Source organism: Kothea flammea (assembly GCF_052161645.1).
GTDB lineage: Bacteria > Planctomycetota > Planctomycetia > Pirellulales > Pirellulaceae > Laterigemmans.
Window position 1 is genome coordinate 728582 of sequence record NZ_CP197414.1, and the last position, 22114, is coordinate 750695.

17 protein-coding genes are annotated in these 22114 nt (G+C 57.2%); 11 read left to right on the forward strand and 6 right to left on the reverse strand.

Annotated elements, in window-relative coordinates; translation table 11 throughout:
- Window positions 1–7: 7 nt before the first annotated feature.
- From SH139x_RS02480 to SH139x_RS02490, 3 genes are all read right to left on the reverse strand, one after another.
- Window positions 8–1399, reverse strand: coding sequence for a hypothetical protein (locus tag SH139x_RS02480; protein ID WP_488353706.1), 1392 nt, complete (start codon window positions 1397–1399; stop codon window positions 8–10).
- Window positions 1396–2157, reverse strand: coding sequence for a hypothetical protein (locus SH139x_RS02485; RefSeq protein ID WP_488353707.1), 762 nt, complete (start codon window positions 2155–2157; stop codon window positions 1396–1398). Before SH139x_RS02485 ends, SH139x_RS02480 begins: the two co-directional genes overlap by 4 nt.
- Window positions 2158–2286: 129 nt before the next feature.
- Window positions 2287–3441, reverse strand: a complete 1155-nt coding sequence (locus SH139x_RS02490; protein WP_488353708.1) for a hypothetical protein — start codon at window positions 3439–3441, stop codon at window positions 2287–2289.
- Window positions 3442–3590: 149 nt separating this feature from the next.
- Between SH139x_RS02490 and SH139x_RS02495 the strand changes: the two genes are divergently transcribed.
- From SH139x_RS02495 to SH139x_RS02525, 7 genes are all read left to right on the forward strand, one after another.
- Window positions 3591–3854, forward strand: coding sequence for a hypothetical protein (locus SH139x_RS02495; RefSeq protein WP_488353709.1), 264 nt, complete (start codon window positions 3591–3593; stop codon window positions 3852–3854).
- Window positions 3855–3858: 4 nt separating this feature from the next.
- On the forward strand, window positions 3859–4749 hold the full coding sequence (locus SH139x_RS02500; protein WP_488353710.1) for a hypothetical protein: 891 nt from the start codon (window positions 3859–3861) through the stop codon (window positions 4747–4749).
- Window positions 4750–4947: 198 nt separating this feature from the next.
- Complete coding sequence (locus SH139x_RS02505) at window positions 4948–6417, forward strand: PhoPQ-activated pathogenicity-related family protein (protein WP_488353711.1); 1470 nt, start codon at window positions 4948–4950, stop codon at window positions 6415–6417.
- Window positions 6418–7018: 601 nt separating this feature from the next.
- Window positions 7019–8032 (forward strand): DUF1559 family PulG-like putative transporter, encoded by a 1014-nt coding sequence (locus SH139x_RS02510; RefSeq protein WP_488353712.1) that lies wholly within the window; start codon window positions 7019–7021, stop codon window positions 8030–8032.
- 56 nt (window positions 8033–8088) lie between these two features.
- A complete protein-coding gene (locus tag SH139x_RS02515; protein ID WP_488353713.1) occupies window positions 8089–8625 on the forward strand; it encodes a hypothetical protein in 537 nt (178 codons plus the stop codon).
- Window positions 8626–8788: 163 nt separating this feature from the next.
- Window positions 8789–9736 (forward strand): UbiA family prenyltransferase, encoded by a 948-nt coding sequence (locus SH139x_RS02520; protein ID WP_488353714.1) that lies wholly within the window; start codon window positions 8789–8791, stop codon window positions 9734–9736.
- A gap of 6 nt (window positions 9737–9742) precedes the next feature.
- Complete coding sequence (locus tag SH139x_RS02525; protein ID WP_488353715.1) at window positions 9743–10564, forward strand: sugar phosphate isomerase/epimerase family protein; 822 nt, start codon at window positions 9743–9745, stop codon at window positions 10562–10564.
- On the opposite strand, the gene SH139x_RS02530 is transcribed toward SH139x_RS02525, so the two are convergent.
- On the reverse strand, window positions 10556–13279 hold the full coding sequence (locus SH139x_RS02530; protein WP_488353716.1) for a DUF2309 domain-containing protein: 2724 nt from the start codon (window positions 13277–13279) through the stop codon (window positions 10556–10558). The two genes, SH139x_RS02525 and SH139x_RS02530, sit on opposite strands and share 9 nt — an antisense overlap.
- Before the next feature lie 14 nt (window positions 13280–13293).
- Window positions 13294–14889 carry a proton-conducting transporter transmembrane domain-containing protein gene (locus tag SH139x_RS02535; protein ID WP_488353717.1) on the reverse strand — a complete coding sequence of 532 codons (1596 nt, stop codon included), beginning with the start codon at window positions 14887–14889 and terminating at the stop codon, window positions 13294–13296.
- 276 nt (window positions 14890–15165) lie between these two features.
- On the opposite strand from SH139x_RS02535, the gene SH139x_RS02540 reads away from it, so the two are divergent.
- The 3 genes from SH139x_RS02540 (at window position 15166) to clpX (ending at window position 17420) form a co-directional block, all read left to right on the forward strand.
- Window positions 15166–15489, forward strand: a complete 324-nt coding sequence (locus tag SH139x_RS02540; RefSeq protein WP_488353718.1) for a helix-turn-helix transcriptional regulator — start codon at window positions 15166–15168, stop codon at window positions 15487–15489.
- 147 nt (window positions 15490–15636) lie between these two features.
- Entirely contained in the window at window positions 15637–15891 is a 255-nt protein-coding gene (locus SH139x_RS02545; protein WP_488353719.1) for a hypothetical protein, read from the forward strand.
- A 248-nt stretch (window positions 15892–16139) separates the two neighbouring features.
- The gene (gene clpX / locus SH139x_RS02550; RefSeq protein WP_488353720.1) at window positions 16140–17420 is read left to right on the forward strand and encodes an ATP-dependent Clp protease ATP-binding subunit ClpX; all 1281 of its coding nucleotides are present in this window, start codon (window positions 16140–16142) and stop codon (window positions 17418–17420) included.
- Window positions 17421–17519: 99 nt separating this feature from the next.
- Here clpX and SH139x_RS02555 read toward each other — a convergent pair whose 3' ends face one another.
- Complete coding sequence (locus SH139x_RS02555; protein WP_488353721.1) at window positions 17520–20717, reverse strand: PVC-type heme-binding CxxCH protein; 3198 nt, start codon at window positions 20715–20717, stop codon at window positions 17520–17522.
- Between the two features lie 206 nt (window positions 20718–20923).
- Here SH139x_RS02555 and SH139x_RS02560 point away from each other — a divergent pair, with 206 nt between their 5' ends.
- Window positions 20924–21964 (forward strand): phosphotransferase, encoded by a 1041-nt coding sequence (locus tag SH139x_RS02560; RefSeq protein WP_488353722.1) that lies wholly within the window; start codon window positions 20924–20926, stop codon window positions 21962–21964.
- The last annotated feature ends 150 nt before the right edge of the window (window positions 21965–22114 follow it).

The window sequence follows — 22114 nt, forward strand, 5'->3', positions numbered from 1 at the left end:
TAACAGCTTACCGGACTCGGCAGCGGAAGCGGATGATGGCTCCTTCGCCGACCTCAAAATCGTCGGTGAATTTCCAAGTCAGCCGCAGCGAACCGCCCTCGTTGGGAGCCGTTGAAAAGACGGCACCTTTGGAGGACGTTTGACTATCTTCCACGTACTCCAGGCGAGTGGTCAAGTTGTCAGTCAGCTCGACTTGGTCGAGCGGACCTTCGCCAACGTTGTCGACTCGTAGCACAAACGTGATAAGCTCGCCAACTTCCGCGGCGTTGCGATCGGCAACTTTGATCACTCGCAGGCGACCGTTGGGCAGATCGTAGGTCGTCAGTCCTTGGGCAGCAACGTCACGCGTCGCTTCCGCGGCGCGGATGTTGTCGACCATCACCACCGGCGATATGCCGTCGGACCAGACGACAGCCGCGTCAGCTCCTTTGGCCAACCAAGGTTTGTCGGCATCGCGAAGCACTCCGGTGTTGATTACCGAGAGGTTTACCAGCGCGGCCAAAATTTCGCCCGTCATGATGGGGCCTTGCACCATGTCGATCGGCACGCCAAGGTCACGAGCTCGCAACCCGTCGGGGCCCTTGGCCAATGCATTCAGCTCGGGACCAACCGGGGCCATCAAGCCGCGGTTTGGTTGTTCCGAAAGCACATCGTTGGGACTGGTTGCCCGTTCGTAAGCGACCGGACCGGTGGCCAGTTCGCCCGTCACAGCGCCGTTGATGCGTCGCACTGAGGCAAAGCGGGGCGCGTAGACACAGACCCGGTTGCTGGGCGTGATTTGAATGTTACCGTCTGGCGTTTCATACTTGGCCACGGTGTCTTCCAAATTAACGCCGATCAAGTTGTCTTGTTTCGTGTAAACCGCGTGTGGTCGTTGGTCCCCGCCGTCACAGAGAAACTCTTGGGGATCGAGACCGAAATGCGACATCGGTGGCATGGTTGGATAGACCGGTGCCGCCGTGCCACAACAACCTGCGGTGCATGGTTGCGGTTGTTGGCTGTACGGAGGCGTGTTGCAGGGATCGCAATTCGTGTGCCCCTGATAATGTCCCTGCTGATGCCCCTGATAGCCATTGGCCTGGGTCGTCCCGCCGTGGTAGGCAACTTGTTGGACCGCACCCGCTTGACCCGGAACGGGCTGCTGCTGAGTGGCCAGTGGTTGTGACTGCGGTTGTGATCGCAGCGGTGTTGCCCCGTGGGGTGCTTGGTTTTGGCTTGTTTGTCCCGGCATCGCGCAACCTGCCAGCAGCGGGGCTGCCACGATCAGCAAGCCCAACAGGTGTGCCGCCCGCTCGATTGGTCGGCACTCCAGCACGCGTCGGGACGCGAACCGCTGAGCCAGCCGGCAGCCTGCGGTAAGTCTTTGAGGGTGCATTGTATTTGGGCGGCTCGGCGTCATTGGGCGGCTCGACTGAGGGGAGCAAGGTTAGCGGTTGCCTGCGGAACGGCGGTCGCAATCCAGTGCGGACCACCGAGCAGGAAGGCTTGAAGTTGACCCGGGTCGGTGGGCGGAATTCGCGAGCCGATGCGAAGGATCGCGATCGGTCTGCCCAGCCGGTCGGCTTCGAGCATAGGATCCATTTGGGGACGAATATCGAGCGTCCGTTGGCTGCTCGGTTGATCGGCCAGTGGTAACGCGGTCTGCGGATCTTCGAGGTAGATCACGCGAGTCACTAAACGACCGGCGGCCGCGTTGAGCAAGTCGTTTTGGTCGAGATGCACCGGGATGGGAAAGCGAGTTTCTTGTCCGGGGGGCGGATACAGCCGACCGATGATTTCCACCGTCGGGTATAGCTCCAGGCCGGGGTTGTTGGGGATTCGGCTGACTTGCAGACGATACACCGCCCCCACCAGCAACCCGGCTTGTTGCGTTTCACCAAGTGGTGCGAACGATCCCAAGTTAGTAGCCAAAGCGACTTCGGCACCTTCCGGAGGTACGATCCGCACCGGCTGGTAATAGCCTTGCAAGGGGCCACCGCGGTGCCGCGCCATGTTACCAATCGTACCCGGTGGCAGATCGGCACGCAGTAATTGATGGCCGGCATTGGGTGGCAAGGGACCTTCCGTATACTGACTCCAAGCCACGTTTTCGCCCACGGCAAAAGTCGCCAGCAAGGCTGCGACCAGCAGGGAGTTGAAGCGTAAAGGTCGATACATGGTTTGGCCTGCGGCGGTACAGGAAAAAACGGCCGGGAGCGAATTCATCCGTTATGATTCGTTCCCGACCGCCAAAGAGCTTGTCGACGACGGGTCGCCGTCATGCTGAAATCGTGAGCCTCCAGTGACTTAGTGCACTGGATTGCTGAGCTTCTCTTGGTGCGGACGACCGTAGGGAACACCCGGGTGGATGTTCTGCTCGGTGATGTGCGCCCGGCTGGCGGGCTGCGGATAGCTGAAGCCAGGGCTCTGGCGAACACCAATCCGAATGTCCTTGGTAGGACGTGGCATCATCATCGGCGTGTGGTTCCGCATCACGTGCTTTTGCAAACCGGCTGGAGCTCCCAAGGGAATATGGGGAGGTCCGGGAAGACCGATCGGCGTTCCGCTGTGAGGCATCCCATACTGTGGCGCTGTCATGCCGGAGATCATACCTGGCAAGTTTGGCGGAGCCCCGGCGGGACCACCCACGATGCCCGGCATGTTGCCGCCACCACAAACTTCGCTGCAGGGTGCAAAGGGAACCGGCATGCCGGTTCCCGTACCCATGCCGTAGCCACCAGCGAACATGCCTGGTTCGCCGCCCATTCCCAGCATTTCGATGTCCTTGTCACCGATCCGAATGATCGCCAAAATCGAACCCCGTCGGTCGGCCTCTTCGATTGGATCAACGCCCGGTTCTAACCGCGTGCTGACCAAGGTATCGATGCCCGCCAAAGCGGCCCCGGCAAATTCAGGATCGGGCAAGTAGATCACCTTGGTGACAAAGTTGCCTGTCAGCACTTGATCGAAATCCTCTTCAGTAAACTGAACCGGAATCGAATTGTGAGCTAAGTAGGCTCCCGTGCGAGGAGTGGCTAGAGCCAGTTCCAGCGTGGGATACAGTTCCACGCCTTCACGTCCGACAACGTCGGTTACCTTGAGACGGAACAAGCCGCCCTGTGGGAAGTTGAGGCGAGCGGGCGCCACCAACGGCTCACTGTCAAACTGGCCGGAGCCAGTCGCGTTGTAGCGAATCATCATTGATTCGGGTCTGGCAAATGTGACTTGCACTGTGGGCGGTGCCGAGGGCATCATCATCCCAGGGTCCATTCCCATGCCCATTCCGCCACCCATTAAATTGGGAGCGTAGGCTGGCGCGTCGAGAACTCCAGGTCCGGGTCCACCCACTCCAGGGCCCGGTTCCATCATTCGTTGTTCTGGCGGCAGGTTGTGGCGAACCGGCGCGCATCCGGTAGCCATGACCGTTGCCGCGACACAAAGCAGCTTTGAGGTCAATCGCATTGTCATCCGTTCCCCCTATTGTCGCAGCCATCATGGCAGCTGTGCGTTGGCTTGCCCGATGCAAAAAATTCGATCGGTGGCGACGGGACTTGGCCATTTCGGCGTAGACCGAATGGCTGCACGTCCCTAGAATCCGCCCCGCTCCAAGCGTGGCTGAAATCAACATCGCCGAAGTGTCCATCGGCAAGTTGAAAGGCAAATCTTTGGAAAAACCGACACAACCGGCGCATGAGCAAGAATCCACACCACCGGTATCCGCCCTACCTGGCTCGCCTCATGATCCCTGTTTTATCGATATTCTCGCCAAAAATGAGCCTTCGCTGGACCCTCCTGGGGACCGTAATCTTTCTTCCAAGCTTTTTTCTCCTCCGTTCGGCAAACTCCACCGATCCGGTCGCACAGCCGCCCGCTAACGCAGTGGACGCAAGTGCGCCATCACGCTCCGAGCCGCCATCCCAATTCCACCAGGCAGCCCGCAGCCACCAGGCTGCCCGCTTGTTGGTCGGCTCGATGCTCGAATACTTAGCCTTCGGCCCCGCCTTCGAGGCGAAACTGCGGGTGCGAGCCTGGGCGGCTGGCGAACACGTGGTCGAGGTCGGTCGCTACCTTCAGTCGGGCGGCGGCAAAGGCTGGATGCGGATGGAACTGGAGGTGCCGATCGCCGACGGCAAAGGGCGTTGGCAACAGACCTGCGACGGACGCTTAGCGTGGACTCGCGAGGAATTGGCTGGAGAAGTCCGCGTGCGACGAGTCGACGTCAGCCGACTTCGCGAACTGCTCGCCACGACTGGTCAATCGAGCCCCTATCCGCTGTACGCCAACCAAGCTACCACGCTGAATCTGGCTGCCCCGAGCTCCAGCGAAAATGATGTGCCAGCTTGGTTTTTGGTCGGTGGCTTGGCCGAGATCCTCGATCAGATTCGTTCCCAATTTCAGTTGGGGCTATCCAAGGGACACATCGAAGATCGGCCGATGTTGATCATCAAAGGCTCGTTACGCACTGAAGTTCGCGAAACGTTAACTGCCGAAGCGGGTGGTGTTTTTCCCGATTTGGTTCCCCAGCACGTGGTGATCGCTGTTCCCGAAGACAGTCTGTCGGCACCTCTTCCGCTGCGGATTGAATATTGGAGCCGCGCCGATGGGCGATTAATTAGCATGCTGGAGATTTATGACAGCACGTTGGTGGAGCCGCCGTCGATCGACAAATTTCGCTTTCAACCCGGCGGTGGCGACTTCACCAACGAAACAGCCGAGTACCTCACACGTTTCGGTTTCGTGTTGGCTGAGGATAGCAGCGATACAAAGTAGAGCGATTGTAATTGTAAAGCGATTGTAATTGTAGAGCGATTGTCCCCAATCGCTTGCGGCTTCCGCAAACAGCTGAGGACAGCGGTTCTACAATGGGCAAACAGCTGGATTTGTTTTGCGTACCGACTCACGTTCGCTTACATTCTGAACTGATCCACAATTCGCTCTTAACACTCTTTTCAAATACAGGTGCCATCGATGCGTGTCCGTCGGGTAATTTTAGGGTTCATGATGTTTTCCTTCGGCACTGCCCTGGTGGGGGAGCCGGCAGTTTGCTCGGCTCAACGCGTTGCAGCCGAAGAAACGCTGGGCACCATTCAGCCGACCGAAGTCAATGACGCACCGACGGCTTTGGATAAATATGTTCAGCAGCCTGATGACAGCTATCGCTGGGAACTCAAGTCGCGTCAGCGGCAAGCAAACTGCGACGTCTCCGTGCTCGACTTCGTCTCACAAACTTGGCGTCAAGCCGATGAGGTGAATCGGGTCACTTGGCAACATTGGCTGACGATCGTCAAACCTGATACGGCCACCAGCGACACGGCGATGTTGTTCATCACCGGCGGTGCTAACGGTCGCGAAGCTCCGGGCAGCGCACCGGGTGAATTGATGATGGTTGCTCAAGCGGCCGGCGTGGTGATCGCCGAACTGAAGATGGTACCCAACCAGCCGTTGATCTTTCATGGCGACGGCGTCAATCGTGTTGAGGATGACTTGATTGGCTACACCTGGGATCAATACTTAAAAACGGGAGACGACACCTGGCCGGCCCAGCTACCGATGACGAAGTCGGCGGTGCGGGCGATGGATGCGGTCCAAGAGTTTCTCGCCAGCGAGCAGGGTGGTGAGTTTCCGATCAAGGACTTTGTTGTTTCCGGAGCTTCGAAACGAGGCTGGACAACTTGGTTGACCGGTGCCATGGATAAACGCGTGGCGGCCATTGCGCCGATCGTGATTGATGTGTTGAATGTCAATGTTTCCATGCAGCATCATTACTCTGCCTATGGTTTCTGGGCTCCCGCGATTAATGATTATGTTTATCATCAAATCCCCCACCGCCGTTTCCAGCCAGAGCAACGCGCGCTGTTGCAAATAGTAGACCCGTTTGCCTATCGTGATCGGCTGACGATGCCCAAGTGCATCATCAATGCGACGGGGGATCAATTTTTCCTGCCTGATTCTTCGCAGTTTTACTTTGCCGCTTTGGAAGGTGACAAACAGCTCTGCTACGTGCCCAACTCGGAGCATTCTTTGCGAGGCACTAACGCGCTGGAAACTTTGGCCTCATTCACTCAGTCGATCGCTTATGATTTGCCACGGCCTCAAGTGACTTGGGAGTTCGTTGACGATCAAACCATGGTGGCCAGCGCTGATCAGACGCCCAGTCAAGTGGTGTTGTGGCAAGCGACGAATTTAAAGACTCGCGACTTCCGCGTCGATACGATTGGACGCGCTTATCAGCAAAGCCCCGTGGAAGCTGATGCGGAGGGCAATTATCGCGGCGAGATCGAGCTTCCCGAACAGGGATGGCGAGCCGCTTTTCTGGAATTCACCTTTGACATCGGAGCCAGCACCCCGATGCGGATTACCACGCCGGTGCGCGTCGCCCCCACGACGCTGCCGTTCGCCGACCAGCAAGCTCCCGTGATCGCGGCCGCAGCGCAGTAGTTTGACGGGCGAAACGCAGGCATTTTAGATCGCGGGTTAGCTGTTAGCTATTAGCTGTTTGACCCGCAGGCGTTTAAGTCAGCGTATTACTCATTAGCAACCAAAACCCAGCCCCATAAAAAGACTCGCTCCCTTCGCCCCCGGGACTGGCCTTGTGAAACAACACATTCCGCACGGAAAATCTCATTAAGGCCAGTTTTGGGGGAGAAGGGCTGGGGATGAGGGGGCCGCGCCGCGGACCGCCGGGGCGCTCAGTCCGGCGACACGAAACCAGCCGGGCTTTTCAGCGCCCGGTCAGCCGCAATGAAGGAATGATTAGTGAAAAATGGAGCATGAGAAATGCAAAATTCAGCGGCTTCATACCTAAAGCTTGAAACCCCCACCCTCTCTGCCGAACTCGTCGCGCGCAGCCAAACGGTGGCTAGCGCCAAAACCGCCAACAGTTGGAATTGTGTAAAGAGTCGCACAAGTTGATTGTATCCGACCGCAGGCAGGCGTAAGCTACTGGCTGGCAAAGCACACTTCCGATTGCGGCTGTGGAGGCCTTTCGGAGGTGTGACAGTTTGTCGGGCGGTAGCTTTTCTCGTTCCGGAGTGCAATTATGCCTCGCTCTCATCGCGGATTTACGCTGGTTGAACTGTTGGTGGTGATAGCCATTATCGGCATTCTAGTGGGCCTATTGTTGCCCGCTGTGCAAGCGGCTCGCGAAGCGGCCCGGCGGATGCAGTGTTCAAATAATCTCAAACAGTTGGGCTTGGCGTTTCATAATTACGAATCGGCTGTGCAAACGTTCCCTCCCGCGTACTTCGTGGACAATCGGCTCAACGCCCAGACTTGGGGCACCATGATCCTGCCGTACATGGAACAAACGGGGATCGATGCTGCTTATGATTCCCGAGTCCCCTGCTTTAACGAGGCGCCCGCTTTGGGCTATCCAGCTGCCGTGGTGCAAACCAACATGGCTTTAATTTCGACTCCTTTGTCGATGTTTGCCTGTCCTTCGGCTCCCGGTGACGCCGTCTCGCGAACTTATGCTGGAACGTTACTGGCAAACGCCGGTGGCCCGGGTGTGCCACCGATTAGCATCACCTGGACCGCCGCACCGTCAGATTACTGCGTCACCACCGGAGTGCGTGGTGACTTTGCCAATATCGCCTATGCGGGAAATCAGGGAGGCAGTCGTCACGGCGCGTTGCAGCCAGCCGGTCTGATGGGGCGTGGCGGCAGCAAACTGGCCGCGATCACCGACGGTACCAGCAATACCTTTCTCTTGGGTGAACGATTAGGAGGTGGCGAAATTTATCGGCGTCGCACGATCGATCCCGCCTTTGCTCCCTTTGGCGCGGTCAATGGTGGTGGTTGGGGAGACTTTCTCAACGGCGAGCATTGGCTCAGTGGCTCATTGTTCGACGGCATGCCCGGGCCAGATGGTGGTCCTTGCAGCATCAATTGCACCAACCGACGCGGTGCGGGGTTCTTCTCTTTCCATCCCGGCGGCTGTCATTTTCTCATGTGTGACGGCTCGGTGCAGTTTTTGGCGGAGACCTCCGATGCCTTTACAATTGCCGCTCGGATCACGCGTCAGAAAGGTGAAGTCGTGAGTTCTTCACGTTAAGCTGCGTTACGTTATTTTGAATTTTGCTGAGTTTGCTTTTGGAAGTGAGAAGCTGGATGTACGTCAACCACCACAGAACCGCCGCACCGCAGAACCCGGCTGGCAAGCTGTCGACCGGCTCTCCGTTCCTGGCTCCTTCCGTTATCGGGCCATCAAGTGGCCGACTCGTTGCCCTCGGCTTGATGATGCTTGGCTGTGTGGTTTTTGTCGGTTGTGGCGGGGGCACCGAAGGACGTAAGACGACCTACCGAATCAGCGGCACAGTGCACGTCGATGGCCAACCGGCCAACTACCTAGCCGTCCGCGCTCATCCGGTCGCCGGCGTCGACAAGGGCGATCCAACTTACTCCTCAGCATTCACCGACGAGGAGGGAAAATTTGTGCTCAGCACCTATGAGTCGGGCGATGGCATCCCGGAGGGCCAATACACTTTGACTTTCAATTGGGGTGAGATGAACTTGCTGTCGATGTCGTACGGTGGCCCCGACAAACTCAAGAAGCGTTACGACGATCCGGTAAAGTCAGAAATCAAGATTACGGTTGGCCCCGATCAACCTGAGGACATCGGCGTCATCGAGTTAACCACGAAGTAGCTTTCCCCACCTCCAGTCTCCGCCTCCCGCAAGCTATCATCAGGCTCCGTCGCTTCGTTTGGCGGCTATTTTTTGGCTACCAGTAAGTCGACGGGCTTTTGGGCGAAGGGCTTTTATTCGCAATCTCTGCGCAGCGGCGCTTGGTGAAACTCGAGGGGACAACATGGCTTGGATTCAGTGGGCGCGGCTGGTGCGCATTCCCACCGTCTTTACCATTCTGGCGGATGTATCGGCAGCCTATTTTTTGGTTGCTCATGGACATGATCCATTGGTGCGATTGTTGCTCGTCGTGTTGGCCGGGGTTTGTTTGTATTGGTCGGGGATGATTTTTAACGATGTATTCGACATCGAAGTCGACCGCCGCGAACGTCCCGGGCGGCCACTCCCCTCGGGGGCAATCTCGCTGACCGCGGCTCGCCGTGGTGGCAGTTTATTGATGATTTCGGGACTCGTGCTGGCTACGCTCAGCGGCCTCGCACCGGCTGGCGGGATGCAGTCCACCTGGTTACCAGCCCTCGTGGCGGTGGCCTTGGCGATTATGATTTTGCTCTACGATGGACCCCTCAAGCAGACTCCACTGGGGCCGGTGGCGATGGGCAGCTGCCGCATGCTCAGCTTTTTGCTCGGCGCCTCTCCAATTTTGGTAGCCGGTGGGCAGTTGCCCGCCACTTATTTTCCCACCCATGTTTGGGTTGCCGCCGTCGGTTTTGGTGTCTACGTCATGGGTGTGACTTTGATGGCTCGCAAAGAGGCCACGGAAAGTTCCGGGGCGACTTTGGGTTCTGGCTTAATCGTGCTGATTCTGGGCTGCGTGTTGTTGGCGGTGGTACCCCGCATGGTTGGCCCCGAGGCCGGGCTGCGGTTTCGCGGTGACAACCAATTTGCTTTTTTGATCGGCATGCTGGGCATCACGGTCGTGCTCCGCAGCATTCGCCTGTTGCGCAACCCCACACCGCGGCGGGTGCAAATGACGATCCGCGCCGCCCTGTTGACGCTGATTCCGTTGGCGGCCGCTTTCGCCCTGATCGGCGCGGGACCCGAATATGGGCTTGGTGTTTTTTGCTTGATCATCCCCGCGCTCGTGCTCAGCGCTCGTTTTAAGATGACTTAATCCCCGATGGTACCCGGATTTCATTCAATCGCGATGGAGGAGCACGACTTGGCGACCGCGGGAGCCATGTTGCGGCAGATTGGGTATGCCGCGATTGCGGTTCGCCTCAGCCTGTCGCGGTTGGATCCGCTGGCCGACGCCGAAGTTCGGCAAGTCCAACTGGCGATGGCGGCCAACGGCTGTCGCCAATTGCAGCTGGTCGTCGACGCCGATGGCCCCTACTTGATCGATCCTTGGGAAGTCGAAACGACCAGCTTGTTGGAGGCCACACCCGCTTGCCAGCGAAGGCAGGAATACTTGGCCGCGGCGGTCGAAATGGTGGCCGAGTTGGGTGGCGGATTAGTCACCTTTTCCACCGGCCCGCTCCCCGGTGATCTGGACACTCAAGTCGCGCTGGATCGTTTGGCAGTGATTGTGCTCGAACTCGGTGAACTGGCGGAGCGAGTTGGCGTGCGGTTAGCGTTGCGTCCCCGGCAAGGACATTTTATCGATTCCGTCGGACGCTTCGAACGTCTCCTGCGTTGGACCAATGAGAGTCCGCTGGTCCAGTTGGCGTCCGACGTGGGCACAATGGTCGCTGGCGGTGAAATGCCAATCGTCGATTTGTTGGCACGCGTTGGCGATCGCTTGGCCTGCGTTTATTTAGCCGATGCTAGGACCGTTGTCGGCGGTGAGCCGTTGATTGGCCAGGGGAGTGTTTCCGCGGCCCGCGTCGCCGCTGGACTGCGTGAAGTCGACTTCGCGGGGGCAGTGATCGTTGAGCCGGCTGCGATCGGAATCTCACCGCAGCAAGTCAGCGAATACCATCGAGCGATTTTCCTACGCTAGGTCAGCTTTTGGTCCGCCGGGGTCGCTAGCCGCCTGCTGCTGGCTCTCCTGCTGTTGGCCAGCGTGCTGTGGAGCGTGCTGTGGAGCGTGCTGTGGAGCGTGATGTGGCGCGTGATGCGGCGTGTCGATGCGGAGTGCTGCCGAGCTTAATGATACCCAGCTCCCGTTTCGATCAAACCGATAAGCTTGATTTTCATCGAGCGCGATGATTTGCAACCAATCGCCGGCAAGCAAATCCTCGATCATCGGATGCGCGCTGATAATTCGCTCGATCGACGTTCGCTGGGCCGCGATTACGACTTGCAACCGCAGTGGCAAGTGTTGATGCTCGCGCCCGTTGTGTAATGATTGCCACGGTAGCCCGGTCATCAAGTCGCCGCCGTTGCCCGACAAGATGCCAAATCGGCCGACCACGTTGTGTACGGTTTTGTTGCCGCTGCCAAAATGTTGCTGGTCAACCGTCGAAGCATAGTACTGCATGTTGATCCAGTGCGCCACAATCATCGGGGCGGTCATGATCGTTTCCAACACGTTGCCCGCAGCATCTTGGCGATGATCATAATTGTGCAGGAAGACTTGACCGGCCAAGTTGGTTTGTTTGGTCACCGAGCGTGGTGCCACGACGAGCGCCGAATTACCAGCCAATCCCCATTCGGGGCGAACTTCCGACCAGTCGCTGGCTCGCTTCAGCAGCCCTTGCGGCGATTTGCCCGCCAAGCTGGGCAGACGCTCCGTACGTGTATTTTCGCTGGCCGTCGCGCAGTGCTCGCGCAGTTGCTCAAATTCATCACGATGACTGCGGGGGACATCGTCTTGATCAAACAACTGAATTTCATCCGTCACCGTGTTGTGCAGCCCACCGAGGAAATAGGTGTCGGCGGGAATCTCAATGCCGCGGCCAGCCAACAGCTCACGAATCTGCGGTTGGTTCAGCAGCAAGGCGGCCAACCTCGCGTTCGGCTCTCCCGAATGGCCACCGCAGGCACCGCAGTCGAGACCAGCGGCCAGCGGATTGTTAATTGTCTCGCTGGCGTGACCGCAGAAAACTACCAGGCGAGCGAAATTTTCAGTCATGCTCATATTTCGCAACATCGACTCCACCAAGTCGGCTTGTTGCTCGGGAGCCATGTTTTGGGCCGCCAAATGTCTTAACGTCGGACCCATCGCCGGCTCATGACCAGCAAAATTGCCTATGAATTTGCCAACAAATCGGCCGGCGAGCTTGTTGAGCCGCTGCTGATTCTTGCCGCCACTGATGGCGGCAACCAAGGCCGGCCCAAAGCCCAGGCCTGCAGTCTCCACAAACGCAAAACAGCTGGTGGCAGTGCTCTGAAAACCCTTCCACAGCTTTCGCCAAGTCCAACGTTCCAGCCTGCTGGCAATCGCGGCTTGTTCAAGCTCGTTGTTTTCCTCGCGAAGACCTTCAAACAGTTTGAATTTTGGCTTTAACAATACGGGAACATGCGACTTGCCGCAGCTCGCGGCCAGCGGTACGTACTCGATCGGCATCCCAAAAAAGCCAGCAAAACCACCCGTTTCAATTCTCTCGCTGGTCGCTTCCAACTGGCGACGAATGCGTTCCGAGCGGACATCGATGCAAAAAGTTAACTGAGCCATTTTTCGCGTCGGTGGCGTTTGGCTAGCTCGCTTTCCAGTTGCCTGGTCAGCCAGCCTGATGGAACGTAACAAACTGCGGCGGAAAGCGATTTCACTGGCCGTCAGCAAGAGATAACGCAGCTGAGAATCATCCTCAGCGGTTGCCGCGGTCGCACGTTGCGTCCGCGCCGTTTTTCCGACCAGCGAATCCCAATTCACTCGCAAAGATTTGGCATCCGCCAGCGCCGCGTCATACGCCAAGCGAATCGCCAACAGGCATATTAAGTCCGACTTCGCTCCGTTGCTTTCGCCGGACCAACTTGTTTGATACTTCGTCCATGCACTCCAGCCGGGGATCGAAAATGCTTGGCACAGCAGAAAATCCAACCACATCGACGAGGGGATTCCCAGACGCGACAGCAAACGTGTGATCGTGGCTTCCGGCGTTAACGGTAACTCGGAGACAAAACGGCGAAAGCCTTTCAGACCAAGAATCTCAATGTTGCGATCATGCTTGGCGGCAGTTCGCCAAGCTTGAAACAACGACCATGTTTGATAGGGACTCGACCAAGTCGCTTGGCCTTGATCGTAATGAGTCGAACAGTATTTAGAGACCTCTTCGCGAATCGCTTCCGACCAGTCCAAACTGGTCGACGAAGTCGCATACTCGGCGATGGTGCGAATCTGGCGGTTGGGGTTGGTGGTCTCAGGAACAGCGCTCTTCGCCGAGGTTGGTGGCAAAGTTAACAGCAAGTTCGAGATCTCTGTGGCGGTTAACTGCAAACCATGTTTATCAAATCGCCGCTCTGAGATTGCTTGCTCAATATCATTGAGCCCAAAACGACCTTGTTGGTACTGAGCCGCATAATGCGTGAGCGGCATTAACGTTTCGCAATCGGAAAACGTTTGTAAGAATTTCCGCGCGTCCATAAAGGAACGAGTCGATAAACCCGCATAGGGATTCACCGCCACGTAGTCTTGCAATGGCCAAACTGGCGCGATCACTTCGGCGACTTGCTGTACGACATCCTGTATCTGTCGCGTAACTTGAGTCGAAATTTCCGGCTTGGCGGTGCACAGCGGTTGGCTTCCGCACGCGGAAGGTTGCAGGGTTTTCATCGGAGAGATATTTCCTAGCTGGACAGTAATGAGCCGAAAAGCCGACGCAGCGTACTTTCGATATAGAATCCGTTCAGGGCGTGAATGTGCCATCTACTCAGCCTGTGACTCTGCCGCTCCAGTAACAGGGCCATTTGTAAGCCTAGTAAACCAGCAAAGCCGATTAGCACGCATAACGCCGTGATCCAACTCACCGCCGGCATGTTGAGCGTCGGTAGGCTGGCGGTCACCAAGTGGTCAATCAACAAGAAACTGGTCACGTAGATCAGCAGCAAAGCGGCCGAAAGGGCACTTGCCCGGATCGCCAACCGCCGGTTGCCAGTCTGCAAAGCTTGCCCGACCCAAGCGGCCAGCGAAAGGCAGAGCACGCCGCCAAGTAAAACACCACCCTGTTTCTGCAACGGATTAATGCCCAGCACGGCGAGAATGCAGGCGAACATCCCGGCGACCAGGCAACTCGCTGCGGCAAATTGGCCCCAGCTCACTCCGCGTGATACTGCGCCGCCAGATATGCTCGGGAGGTGCAAGTCGCTGACTGGCAAGCGATCGCTGATTACGCTGCCGCTGCGGAGAAAGGCGTGAGCTTTATACAAGGAATGCGCGAGGATGTGCAGCATCGCCGCCGAGTAAGCTCCCAGCCCGCACTGCAACATCATGAATCCCATCTGCGCTATCGTCGAATATGCTAATGTTTTTTTGACGTTGGTTTGAGTGATCATCACCACTGCGGCAAAACATACGGTGAAACAACCAATCAAAGCCAGCGTGGTCAAGGCGATGGGCGTCAGCGAAACCAACGGGCTGGTGCGGATCATTAAGTATCCACCAGCGTTGACAATTCCCGCGTGCATCAATGCCGACACGGGCGTCGGCGTTTCCATCGACTGCGGCAGCCAAGTGTGAAAGGGAAACTGAGCTGATTTGCTGCAGCCGGCGAAGATCAGGAGAAAGGCGGCAACCTGCAAACCGGGGGTCGCGCCGGCGAGGCCCGGGATGGCGGCGAATATCTCCGCAAACTCGGCTGTGCCAAACTCCGCGTAAATCAGCCCGGCAGCGGCAACCAAAGCGACATCGCCCAAACGACTGATGGTGAATTTCGTGAACGCAGCACGCCGAGCCGCCGGACGATCACCGTAATGCATCAGCAACTGGTGCAAGCCCAAGCTGGTCAGCACCCAAGTGATCACCAGCATCGGCAAATTGCCTGAGACCACCATCAAGGAAACCGCCCCGATGGTGACAGCCGTCCAGCGAAAGTAACGTCCTTGCGCGGGCTCGCCATCGAGATAGCGTGTCGAATAGCGGCAAATCACGGCGCCGACCAGACTAACCATCGCCAGCATCAAACTGGCAATCGTGTCGTAGTACACAGTGACTGCAAAAGCCGAGTCGGACCACAGGGGAAATCGCAGCGAATGCGCTGGTTGCAAAAAACCTGTCGCCAAGGCAACCGCCGCAGTGGTGGTCATGATGGCTTGCCAGGTCACCAGCAGTGTCACAAATTGGCGAAATGGATGTACCCAACGATTGGCCCAAACGTTGGGCAGGCCAGCGAGCGCGAACAAGCTGACCGCGGGCAGCGTTACCAAGAATGCGAGCCAATCACCCATGTTGCGAACCTTAAGTGGCGTATCGAGATACGCAAAAACTAAAGCACGAAATAAATGTCGTCAATGGGTTTTCGTCATTTATTCTTTGGCGACTTGAGGCGAGCGCTGGTTGGCAGCGGGGAATTTGCCCATATTCGGCTGTTTGCCGCGATAAAAAAGCGAAGCGAAAACCTGTTTCGCGGATGCAACATTGATATATTGGAAAGAGAAATCCTGAGTGCGGACGATTCGGTGCCGAGATTCGGGCCCATCGCGGAACGAGCTGATGAGTAAATCATGAATGAGACTGCCGCTGGACTTCCGGCGGGGGCTGAAAACGAGCCACCAAATAATCGCTGGACGTTCCTCACTAATCACGCACACGTATTGATTGTGCTCAATGCGAACCCCGACTTAGTGCTCCGTGAGGTGGCTGTACGGGTGGGTATCACTGAGCGGGCTGTGCAGCGGATCGTGCAGGATTTGGAGACGGACGGATTTATCCATCGCGAGCGGGTGGGTCGCAAGAACCATTATAAGGTGTTGACCAAGAAACCGCTTCGGCATCCGCTGGAGGCGCATCGACGGATTGGCGATCTTCTACAGTTAATTACGGGTTAAACTTGTAAAGTTTACAAAATTACTGGACTGTGACCGGGACGGTTGCGTACGATTCGAGCGGATTGGGGAGAGGTTGCTGAGAGGTCCGATGATGGCGATCATCAAAGCCTCTTCTCCCTCAAGTAGAGGTGGCTGATGTGGGAGCAAATGTTGCAGCTGTTGTTCGTGCCGACGGTGCAGGCTGTGCTGGGAATAGTGGTCCTGTGCATCCTGATTGCTGTTGGTTTTTGGCTTGTGTCAAGCTTTCGCGATCGCGCCACTGAAGACCGGCTGGAGCCCTTTGACCGGCTGGCAAACTTCCAAGAAATGCAGCTCAAAGGTGACATTAGCGAGGAGGAATTCCGAACTATAAAGGCGTCGATGGCACGACGTCGCGGCACAACTGCTGTGCAAGAGGATTGAGCGATCCAGGATGGATCGTTCGATTATCTCTGAAGCAGATGGTTGACCGGGTTGCTCCGGCGACCGCTGATGTCGAAAGAGGCCAATTACCGCTGGGGTCCGGATTGACCCCGCAACCTCATTTGCCCTAGCTGGCAGATGAGTTCACTATATTAAAAACGATCGGCTCGAGCTTCGCGGACAAGGAAGCCCCGGAATTTGTATTCGAGCTGTGGACACCCTGTCCGTAACACAGCAAGGAGTCGTGTATGTCCTCGAAGGAAATCACCGGTGGTCGTCGCAGTAGTGGGACGACCAAGAAGAATGCGTTTTGCTCATTCTGCCGTAAAAGTTATCGTGATGTCGGGCCTTTAGTCGAAGGACCCGGTGATGTTTACATTTGTGGCGAGTGCATTGAACTGTGCCAGTCGATCTTAGATCAGGAGCAAAAGCGTCGAGGACCTGCCAAACACCTTTTCGAGGACATTCCCACCCCTCGTGAAATCGTCGCCCACTTGGACGACTACGTGATCGGCCAAGGTTCCGCCAAGCGGGTTTTGGCGGTGGCTGTCCACAACCACTATAAGCGGCTCAACAGTGAGTGGTCGGGTAATGGCGATGTGGAGATCGAGAAGAGTAACATTCTGCTCGTCGGACCCACTGGCAGCGGCAAGACGTTGTTGGCCCGCTCGCTGGCTCGGATGTTGAATGTGCCCTTTGCGATCGGTGATGCCACCACGCTGACCGAAGCTGGTTACGTGGGTGAAGATGTCGAGAACCTGTTGCTCAAGTTGTTGCACGCCGCTGATTTCGATTTGGATGCTGCCCAACGCGGTATTCTCTACATCGACGAAGTCGACAAGATTGGCAAGACCAGCAACAACGTCAGCATCACGCGTGACGTCTCCGGCGAAGGTGTCCAGCAATCGCTGCTCAAGATGCTCGAAGGGACCGTGGCGAATGTGCCTCCGCAGGGTGGAAGAAAGCATCCGGAGCAGCAGTACATTCAGATGGACACCAGCAACATCTTGTTCATCGTCGGCGGTACTTTCTCGGGAATCGATGAGATTGTTCGCAAGCGACTCGGCAAGCGGACGCTCGGTTTCGGCAGCGGCACCAGTTTCCGCAACGAGTCGGACGTCAGCGAATTGATGACGCACGTGACCACGGATGACGTGCTGGAATTCGGCCTGATCCCCGAGTTGGTCGGTCGCCTGCCCGTGATCAGCTACTTGCAGCCGCTCGACGTCGATGGCCTCGTACGTGTCATGCGGGAGCCCAAGAATGCGCTCACGAAGCAGTTCGAGGCGCTCTTCGAGATGGAAGAGTGTAAGCTCGAGTTTACCGAGGGCGCCCTGCGGCAGATTTCCCAACGTGCGCTCGAGCGCGGTGTTGGTGCGCGGGGACTTCGCGGCATCCTCGAAGAAGTCATGCTGGACATCATGTACGACTTGCCTGATCAAGAACGCGGCACCACCTACACGATCGACGAAAATGTCGTTAGCGGCGCCCGCAAGTTATTCTCCATGCCGCAGACGAAGAGCGCGTAACGCGTTCTCTGCTTTCTATGCCGGTTATCGCGTAACGCGCTAACGATGGATTTCCTCAGCCATTCGTTAGCGCGTTACTTATTTGGCGGCCGCTGAAAACTACTTCTCCAGCAACCCGGCTGGTGTCCCCGCGATCACTTCATTTTCTTCCTCTGTCGCCTCTTTGCCCGGCTCTTTGCGAAGGGCTAGCAGGGCGAACAGGTCAGCGATCTCTTGCTTGGAAATCTGTTGTTCCAAGCCTTCGGGCATGAGCGACAGTTTGCTCTCTTCCAACTGGTCGATGTCGTCGCTAGCGATGACTTCGGTCTTGCCCCCTTGCGTCTTTAGCACCACACGAGCACCGCTCCGTTCGATCACGATGCCATTGAGAACACGACCGTCGGTCGTGACCACGGTCACATTTTGATAGGCGTTGCCAATCACCAAACTGGGATCGAACACGCTGATGATCAGTTGCTCAAAGTTACCCCGTCCGTTGCTGGTTAAATCCGGACCCACATCGAAACCTTGACCGTGCAGTTTATGGCATTGCCCGCAGACTCGGTTCCAAACCGCCACGCCGCGTTTTGCGTTGCCGCGAGCATCTTTCAGCAGGTACTGGGTCATCTCCTCCACAACTCGTTTCCGCTCCGCTGAATCTTGCTGCCGCACCATGCCCCAGATCTCACCGACTTGCCCGGACACATCAGGCCAGTTATTGGCAGCCAGTGAACGGACTTGATTGGGACCGACCACTTCCTTGGAAATCTCCGCAGCCGTGATCGCCGTTAACAGCTGTTTGGCGGTCGCTTGACGTTGACACATTTGGCTGGCCACGGTTGCTTGCACACCGGTTGGCAGCGAGGGCAGGGTGGTGATTAACTGCTGGATCGTCTCGGCGTCTCCGTTGCGGATGACAGTCTCCAGCAGCCCGTCTCGCCAACCATTGTCGACGGGCGTTCCCCGTTGCAGATCGTCGCTCCATTGTCGCACCGCTGGCCCGAGTGCGGCGGGCCGCACACTGGCCAGTGTCCGCAACAAGCCGAGGCGATCTTTGTTTGCCAGCGCGCGGTCGAGGACCATCTCGGTGGCAAGTTCGCTGGCACGCGGTTCGGCGGCAAACATCATCAACTGAATGACCGCCGGGTGGTCGGCGAGGGCCAACTGCTGGTCACTGAACAGTTCCTTGTTGGCTGCCAGCACGGGACCGGCGACGGCGGGGCGCAGTTCACCGCTGCGGAGTTTACTCAGCATCCGCTCGAGCACCTCGATCGCCGGTTGCCGCGAGACGCTGGCCAATTTTGTGGCCAACTGCATCACTCCCCGCAACCGCTGGGCATCACCTTTGCCGTTGAGCTCGGGACGGATGTCTGCCAGTAACCGATCCGCAATCCGTGGTGCCATGGCTACCAGTAATTGTTGATCATCTTGCACCGCATCCAGCGCGTCGACGATCACGGCTTGGTCGCTGGTCACTCGCGGTTCCAGATTTCTCCAGACGATGCGTGGCAACAGCCCGTCATCTTCGCTGTGAGCCAACACGTCGAGCAGCCACTGCGAAGCGTTCAAGCTGGGTACTTGCCGGGCCGCCTTATTGGCGGCAATCGCCACTTGCAAACGCACGCGGGGGTCGGCGTGTGCGGCCAACGGTTGGATTTGCTCGAGCACTTTGGTATCGAGATCATTCCGCGACGCGGCGGCTCGCACCGCCCACGCGACGACTTGCGGATGTTCGTGCCCCAACAGTTTTGCCACGACAGCTGACGAAGTTTGCGGCGCGTACAGCAACGTGGTCAACTCAAACAACGGAAAACGTGGTTGCTGATCGATGGCCGCGGTCGTTGTAAGTTGTTCGCTGAAGAGCCGTTCCAGGTTCGCCAAGACCGTCGTGTCGTTGTTGTTTATTGCTGGATCAGGGTTTGCTGTTGGGGATTGTGACCGTAAGCGGTGCGATAAGATGATCGCGGCCCGTTGACGATAGAAAATATTGGCGTCGCCCAGCAGTTCGCCGAGTTTTTCGTTGCTCAGCAGGTTGAGGTCGGGATATTTGATTGCTGGCCGCGTTTGATGCACGATGCGATAGAGTCGACCGTGCCCCCGGTCAACTCCTTGCGGATCGGCCGAAGCATCTTGATAGCAGTGATAGCGATCGTACCAATCAAGTACATACAGGCAGCCATCGGGTCCGGTCTTTTGGGCTACCGGCATGAACCACACATCGTTGGCCGTGATGAAGTCGTCATGAGGTTGCCCTCGATACGTGGAACCCTGACGGGTTACTGAATCGACGTTGATACAGCCACCGTGGATATTGCCCATGTAAAGTTTGTTGCGATAGGGCTCGGGGTAAGCGGGCGAGTCAAAGTACTCGATGCCACAGTAGGCCGCCATCTGATGTTTATAGTCAACGATCGACTCAATCTTCCAAGTGTGCGGCGGGTAGGGGCCTCCTTGGCGATGGTAGTAACCGGTTTCCGTTAAATGCCAGAGATGGTCGATCACGCAGGCGCTAACAAAGGCGCTGCCCTGGTCATCGAAGGCAATTCCCCAGGGGTTGCTGGTTCCTTCGCAAAACAAATCGAAGCGTCGGGTGACCGGATCGATGCGAAACATGGCACAGGTAAAATCATAAACACGATCATCCTGTTTAACCACGCTGCGGTTAAAGACACCGTTGAGACCGTACAGATAACCGTCTGGCCCCCAAGTCAAAGCGTTCGGTAGTTCGTGCGTGTCGTCGCGTCCAAAGCCTGTTGCCACCACCGTGCTGCGATCGGCCCGGTCGTCGCCATCGGTATCTTCGAGAAAGAGAATATCGGGCGCGTTGGCAACCCACACTCCACCGTGACCGACGGCGATCCCGGAGGGAATGTTCAGCCCTTCGGCGAATATTTTTACGTCGTCGAAATAGCCATCTCCGGTGGTATCGGTCAAGATTTTGATGCGGTCGCGTCCTGGACCCGGTTCATGGCGGGGGTATTCAAAACTTTCCGTGACATAGATGCGGCCGCGATCATCGAAGGCCATCGCCACGGGATTCAAGAGGTCGGGTTCATGGCAAACCAGTTCAGCGCGAAAACCGGGCGGAACGGTCATCTTCGCCACCGCTTCGGCCGGGCTGAGCGGAGGTCCCGGAGGGCTTGATTGGCGGCGCGGAATGAACGGGTCTTGCCCACTGGCCCGCAGCCCCAAGTCGGGGAGTCCACTGATGGAAATTACTGGGCAGGAAATCAATCCAGAAGCGAGGCAAGCGGCAAGCATCGCGAGCAGCATCTGCCGTGGCAAGCACAGCGAGCTGAAATAGGCTGGCAAACGCATAGTTGGCGGGAGGGGGTTAACAGGGTAGGGGAGTGAAGCTGGGTTTGCTCTAGTTTAAACACTTAGCCCCACGCGTGCCGAGGCAACCAACACAATTCAGCAGCAGCACGCCTGGGCACTCCCGGGTCCCGTGTGCAAACAAAACCGTTCGACCCGCAGGCGCAGGCGTTTCAGCGGAAAGTTGGCTCCAAAATGACGCCTTGGGGTTGGCGCCCCTACACCCGGTGGTTGCCGAGCGACTTGGCTTTGTGTCGACTGGTGGGATGAAACTAACCGATGAAATCCGCCAACTGGTTTTGGACTCGACTGCCGCGACGGCTGTCTCGTGCGTGACCAAGGTGCAGTCGCTGTGGAGTGGCTATGGTCAAATTTGCCGCGTAGAGCTGCGCGGCGGGGCTGTCGACTGCGTGATCGTCAAACATGTTGCGCCACTCAGCAAATCCGTCCATCCCCGTGGATGGAGCAGTGATCGATCGCACGCCCGAAAACTGCGATCCTACGAGGTAGAAGCCAATTGGTATGCGAACTTCAGCTCCCTCTGCCACCCCGGCTGTCGCGTCCCCAAATGCTTGGCGACGAGTGCTCAAGAGGGTGAATTCCTGTTTGTGCTCGAGGATCTCGACGCAGCCGGCTACTCGCATCGGCGGAGTCATCTCGATCATGCAGGTGTTCGGCTCGGTCTCAAATGGTTGGCCCAGTTCCACGCTCGCTTTCTTGGAGTCGCTCCAACTGGATTGTGGAAAATCGGCACCTATTGGCACTTGGCAACACGGCCTGACGAGCTGGACGCCATGGATCCCGGCGCGCTCAAGGATGCCGCTGCGGCCATTGATGCTCAGCTCAATCAGTGCCGCTACCAAACGATTGTGCATGGTGATGCCAAGGTGGCCAATTTTTGTTTCACAGCCGACTCCACGGGGATCGCTGCCGTAGATTTTCAGTACGTTGGCGGCGGCTGTGGGATGAAGGATGTCGCTTATTTTCTCGGCAGTTGCCTGCCCGAGAGAGAGTGTGAGCAACACGCGGCGATGTTTCTAGATACCTATTTCGCAGAGCTGAGCCAAGCGATTTCGCAACGCGATCCAAGCCTCCCAATCGACGAAATCGAAAGTGAATGGCGGTTCTTATATCCATTCGCTTGGGCTGACTTTACCCGGTTTATGCTCGGTTGGTGCCCAACTCATACGAAGCTGAATGCTTACACTCGCCGAATTTCCGAACAAGTTACACGACAAATCAAGCGATAAAGTCGGCTTTCGCTTCGCCGAAAGAAAACGCCTCAACATACGTCTTTGGGTCATATCAATCGTTGAACGCTGGCTGATCGCTCCGCAGAAACCGCACGCTTACGCGTTGCGGCTGATTGCGCTGCCCAAAGGTTCGTTGAGCCGGCCGTT